We start from the raw sequence: 5,529 nt of genomic DNA, 5'->3' as shown, positions 1-5,529 counted from the left end.
CATGACGCGCAACAACGACTCTGCCAACCGCGGGCTCTGCAAATTTAAGCCCGGGCGGCACTAGGCGCGCATAAGCGAGAATGGCGCCACTTTGATCACGACAAAAAACGTGTAATGCATCGTCATCTTTGGTATCGATATCCGGATAAATGCAGTCCTGCTCGATCACAAACACATCCTGACGCAGCATCAAAATTCGATGCATCTCGTGCGCGCTCATCTCTGTAAAAGGCTTACTAAACCAAGTAATCGCGTTTTTATTCATCAAATCGTCTTTTAATTGTTTACCCGCATGAAGATTGTGGAATAATACATCTCTAAAGGCGTGCACTAAACGATAATCATAACTTTGAGCCACGTTGTACATCATGAAGTTAAAAGCATTTCTCAAAAAAACACTCGTTTCATCCGAATTGGATCAGAAACTCGATCGCATCAAAAATCCTGTTGGGTCTCTAGGTTACGATCCTTGGGGCCTCAACACAGATACCAACAAAATTATGTTCTCCCTATTTTCGACCATTTACGACAAGTACTTTCGTGTCGAAACACATGGCATCGAACATATTCCTAGTAGTGGTCCGGTGTTGATCGTGGCGAACCATAGTGGACAGTTGCCTATCGATGGAACGCTCATTGGCTATGCTGTGGCAAACCGGGAGCATGCTCCGCGCTATCCACGAGCAATGATAGAGCGATTTTTTCCTACTGTTCCTTATGTTGGCAATGTACTCAATCAGTTAGGCGCAGTGCTTGGAGACCCAACCAACTGTGCCAAAATGCTAGATAATGGCGAGGCCGTTATCGTCTTTCCGGAAGGTATTAGAGGCTCTGGTAAACCCTATAGCAAACGTTATGAATTGCAGCGATTTGGCAATGGCTTTGTACGACTCGCCATGGAGCACAATACGCCTATCGTGCCCGTTGGTGTGGTTGGCTGCGAAGAAACGATTCCCGCTATTGCGAACATAAAACCACTCGCAAAAATGCTTGGCATTCCTTACGTGCCGGTTGCCCTGCCCGTTATTTTTCCAGCCAAGGTACACCTCAACTTTGGTAAGCCAATTTACTTTGATAATGAAGAGCTCACCGAAGATCAAGTTGTAAGACGCGTAGAGAAAGTCAAAAAAGCAATTAACGGCTTGATAGCAAAAGGCCTAGAACAGCGTAAAAGTATTTTCTGATGACAGCACCTAACAAAAAAACGACCACCGCTAAAAAAACCGCGCCAAAAAGAAAATCGGCCTCGGTGAAGAAAAAACCAACGGTTCTTATTACCGGCGCTGCAGGCGCTTTGGCGCAGCAAGTAATTCAGCGCTTAAGAGATCATGTTCAGATAGTCGCCGTCGATTTTCGACAAGAGACCTATCACAGCGATGATATTCCAAGTTACAAGTTGGATTACAACAAGCGCGTCTTTGAAGATCTTTTTAAGAGCTATGATTTTGACAGCGTCATCCATCTTGGGCGAATTCAAAGCAGCGAAGAAACCATGATGCGGCGCTACAACGCCAATGTACTTGGTACGCAAAAGCTAATGGATTTGGCGCACAAGTATGGCATCCGTCACGTGCTCATTTTGTCGACGTTCCATGTGTATGGTGCCGATGCTTACAACCCTGCGTTGATAGATGAGACTGCGCCGCTCAAAGCGGCCGAACTCACCCAAGACCTTGTAGACTCGGTGGAACTTGAAAACCTCGCCAATATTTACTTGTGGAAGTATCCAGATCTACACATCACGATTTTGCGTCCATGCAACATCGTCGGCCCCGGCGTAAACAACACCATAAGCCGACTGCTCTCAAGCAAGTTCCCCCCATGTTTGCTTGGTTTCTCTCCGATCATGCAATTCATTCATATTGATGACATGGCAGATGCGATAGAACTTGCCTACAAAAAATGCCATCGAGGCGTGTTCAATGTTGCACCAAGCGACTGGGTCGCTTATCAAGACGCTTTAGAGCTATGTGGCTGCACCCCCATTCCTGTGCCGTCCATTCCGCCTCTTTTACCAAAAATGATTGCGCGAATATTGAACCTAAAATCGTTCCCTTCCTACCTCATCAACTACTTCAAATATCCTGTTGTGATCGATGGCCGTGACTTTGAAGAGACATATGGCTTTAAACCAAAGCATCCACTTCGCGACATATTCCGTAGCTACAGAGACTTTAAACAATCTTAGCAAAGAGAGGACAAGGTGGAGCTACTGAGCGAAGAACAGGTGCAATGCCCTTTCTGCTGGGAGCGCTTCACGATCTTGGTTGATCGCAGTGTAGAGCATCAGGAATATGTCGAGGACTGTTTCGTTTGCTGTCGCCCCATTTTATTCGACGTTGTGTGTGACAGTGAGCACGTCACGATTCATGCAGAACGCGAGAGCGACTGATCAACGAGCACCGTATGAGCAACCGCACTAACGAGTAGTGGAGATTAGTAGAAAAATACAAGAACCGAACAAAGAACGCTGAGCGCGTAAATCACAGCTCAGAAAAGGTAGATAGGCCGCATATTCATGCAACCCACCTACTCTGCTTAAAGGCCATTAGATGCCAAAATTCAAACCAATATAGATGCTAACAGGCGTATCATCCTGTTCCACGGTTACTCGGTTAAAAAATGAGTCTCTAAATTCAATGTCTTGCCAATAACGCTTTCCAATATCGAGGCCGATCAGAAAGTCCGCTTTTTCACTGATCTTTTTCTCGAGCCCCAAACCTGCCACGAGGGCAAAGTAGCCCAAAGACTCGTCTTCATATTGCACAAAAACATCGTCTTCAAGCTCTGTCGAACCGATCGCCGCACCAATTTTCCAAAACGGTCTGAACGCGTCATCATCACCGAAGGCATATCGAATATTTCCACCTACACCGACAACGCCGTTATCAAATGCGTCGTAGTCTTCGAGCTCTAGATAACCCTCAAAACGGGCGCCGGAAACTTTTTTCGCGCCAAACTTGAAACGCACACCAGTACGATCAAAGGTCTCCGAAAGCGAAATACCCGCCGCTTTTCCATTGATTTTCGATTCACCTGTAAACAACTCTAAACCTAAAATCGTTTGTGAAGCTTGCGTCTTAGCCGACTCGTCTTGCGACTCTTCTTGCGACAATACCTTCGCTGTCTCTTCTGCATGGGCACCAAGGGCAAGTGCACCCAACAACAAAGAACTTACGATGCGCTTTTTGCTTACCATTCTTATTTCCTGTTTTGTATTTGAATTTTTATAGGACAAAAAAATACCCCTCAGACGAGGGGTATTTTCATCGAGAATATTACGGGTATTACTCTTTGCCGTAAACGTTGTTTTCCTGCTCTTGAACACGAATAAAGGTTGTCCGCTTTGAAAGCTCTTTCAAGCTTGCTGCACCGACATAAGTACATGTTGAGCGAACGCCACCGAGTACGTCTTGAACGGTGTTATCGACAGGTCCTTTGTACCGCATTTCAACTGTCTTACCTTCAGAAGCGCGGTAGTTGGCAACGCCTCCAGAGTGTTTGTTCATCGCTGTAGATGACGACATGCCGTAAAACAGTTTATACGTCTTACCATCACGTTCGACCATCTCGCCGCCAGATTCGTCGTGGCCTGCGAGCATTCCTCCGAGCATGACAAAGTCCGAGCCGCCGCCGAATGCCTTGGAGACGTCACCAGCACAAGTACAGCCGCCATCAGAAATAACATGCCCACCTAAGCCGTGCGCCGCATCTGCACATTCAATGCCTGCTGACAACTGCGGATATCCTACGCCAGTCTTAACACGCGTGGTACACACTGAACCTGGACCAATACCGACTTTGACGACATCGGCACCTGAAAGCAGCAGCTCTTCCGTCATTTCACCCGTCACCACGTTTCCAGCGATGATAATGATCTCGGGCAGATCAGCGCGAGCACGACGGACAAAGTCAACAAAGTGTTGCGAGTAACCATTGGCGACATCAATACATAAGAAGCGCATCTTGGGGTTTTGAGCAATGATGGCTTTTACTTTCTCAAAGTCTTCATCAGAAGTGCCTGAAGAAACCATCACATGGTCGTAAATCGAATCATCTTGCTTAGAAAGCCACTCAGCCCATTGCTCAACGGTATAGTGCTTATGAATAGCCGTCAGCATCTTATATGAGGCGAGTTTCTCTGCCATCTCGAACGTCCCTACGGTATCCATATTAGCCGCAACGACCGGGACACCCGTCCATGTTTGACCGCTATTTCTAAAGGTGTAAGTTCGCTCCACGCTCACTTGTGAGCGACTCTTTAGCGTTGAACGCTTTGGACGAATAAGCACGTCCTTGAACCCAAGTTTAATGTCATTCTCGATATGCATCTGGTATTTCACCCGTGTTTGAAACCGAAATTACACGCCTACGCGTGTTAGCGGGACGGGATTATAGGGGGAGAATTTTGAAAAAGGGAGTGAATTTGATCGAATTTACAGTGCTTAAAATTCGATCAAATGCCCCTATTTTTGAGAACACCTTAAATATCAACCACTTGGTCAGGTTTAGACGAAAAACCAAGGCCTGATCAAGAAAAAGATTCCAGCGGCCAGTCCAGCTGAACAAGGTACCGTTACAATCCAGGCGGTCACAATCTTCTTAATTGCCGAACGCTTTACAAGCTGCTCACGATAGATCGACTTAAGCTGCTTACGCTCTGCCTTCGTAATACCAAGGCTCGACTTGTTAACCTTCGCGGCGTTCAACAGATCTTCCATTTCTTTCAGGTCTGCTTGTTCGAAGTTTTCTAGAAACTCCTGCAAACGCTTCTTCTCATCGCCCTCGTGCTGTTCCGCCATTTTGTGGAGTTTAATCGCTGACTGGAAACGCATGTACTCCCGAAGAAAGCCAACACCAAATACACCGCCGACGGCAATATGCGTAGAGCTGACTGGCAAGCCAAGCTGAGACGCGATAATGACCGTAATTGATGCGGCCAAGGCAACACAGAAAGCGCGCGATTTATCAATATCCGTAATTTCAGAACCGACGGTTTTGATCAGCTTAGGTCCAAACAGGAGCAGACCCAGTGCAATACCAATAGCACCAATCATCATCACCCATAACGGGATTGCCGCTTTGGCGGAAACGCCGTCGTTCTGTATCGCATCGGCAATCGCAGCTAGTGGGCCAACAGCATTCGCTACGTCGTTGGCTCCATGCGCGAAACTCAAGAGTGCTGCGGCGAAAATCAACGGCCAAGTAAAGAGATTGTTAACGCCCTCAGAATTATTGTCATTGACTTTTGCCGCCTTCCCTACCGCTACTTTGCTCAAAGCAAACACGGCAACAGCGACCGCTAAGCCGAGCATGGCCGCCTCAAAGAAAGACATCGGAAAAATTTTCTTCAAGCCTTTTACAGCGAGATACGTCGCAAACGACCAAGCCATAATACCGAGCAAGTATGGGACATATCGTTTTGCGGCACCAAGCATGTCATCACTGTGCATGATGTTGCGCTTTATATAGAGTTGAAAGCCAGCGGCTATTAAACCACCCAGCACCGGAGAGATCACCCAGCTCGCG

General features: G+C 47.0%; 7 protein-coding genes. 3 read left to right on the top strand and 4 right to left on the bottom strand.

The features are described from left to right. Positions 1-358, bottom strand: a 358-nt coding sequence (locus A3751_RS03805; RefSeq protein ID WP_369821222.1) for a GNAT family N-acetyltransferase, incomplete at its 3' end; no start/stop codon positions are given. Between the two features lie 10 nt (positions 359-368). On the opposite strand from A3751_RS03805, the gene A3751_RS03800 reads away from it, so the two are divergent. From A3751_RS03800 to A3751_RS03790, 3 genes are read left to right on the top strand one after another with little or no spacing between them, the layout of a single operon-like run. Then, positions 369-1,184, top strand: a complete 816-nt coding sequence (locus A3751_RS03800) for a lysophospholipid acyltransferase family protein (RefSeq protein ID WP_068452298.1) — start codon at positions 369-371, stop codon at positions 1,182-1,184. Then, positions 1,184-2,188 carry an SDR family oxidoreductase gene (locus A3751_RS03795; RefSeq protein ID WP_082863040.1) on the top strand — a complete coding sequence of 335 codons (1,005 nt, stop codon included), beginning with the start codon at positions 1,184-1,186 and terminating at the stop codon, positions 2,186-2,188. The genes A3751_RS03800 and A3751_RS03795 overlap by 1 nt, the downstream gene beginning before the upstream one ends. A 15-nt stretch (positions 2,189-2,203) precedes the next feature. Next, positions 2,204-2,392, top strand: coding sequence for a CPXCG motif-containing cysteine-rich protein (locus A3751_RS03790; protein WP_068452295.1), 189 nt, complete (start codon positions 2,204-2,206; stop codon positions 2,390-2,392). Positions 2,393-2,548: 156 nt separating this feature from the next. Here A3751_RS03790 and A3751_RS03785 read toward each other — a convergent pair whose 3' ends face one another. The 3 genes from A3751_RS03785 to A3751_RS03775 form a co-directional block, all read right to left on the bottom strand. Beyond that, positions 2,549-3,199, bottom strand: a complete 651-nt coding sequence (locus A3751_RS03785; RefSeq protein WP_068452292.1) for a hypothetical protein — start codon at positions 3,197-3,199, stop codon at positions 2,549-2,551. Positions 3,200-3,287: 88 nt separating this feature from the next. Next, entirely contained in the window at positions 3,288-4,331 is a 1,044-nt protein-coding gene (locus A3751_RS03780; RefSeq protein ID WP_068452289.1) for a GMP reductase, read from the bottom strand. A 177-nt stretch (positions 4,332-4,508) separates the two neighbouring features. Next, a partial coding sequence (locus tag A3751_RS03775) for an inorganic phosphate transporter (protein ID WP_197466163.1) occupies positions 4,509-5,529 on the bottom strand: 1,021 nt, incomplete at its 5' end.

It is taken from the genome of Oleiphilus sp. HI0080 (genome assembly GCF_001635135.1).
This window is presented reverse-complemented; position numbering and strand designations above follow the sequence as displayed.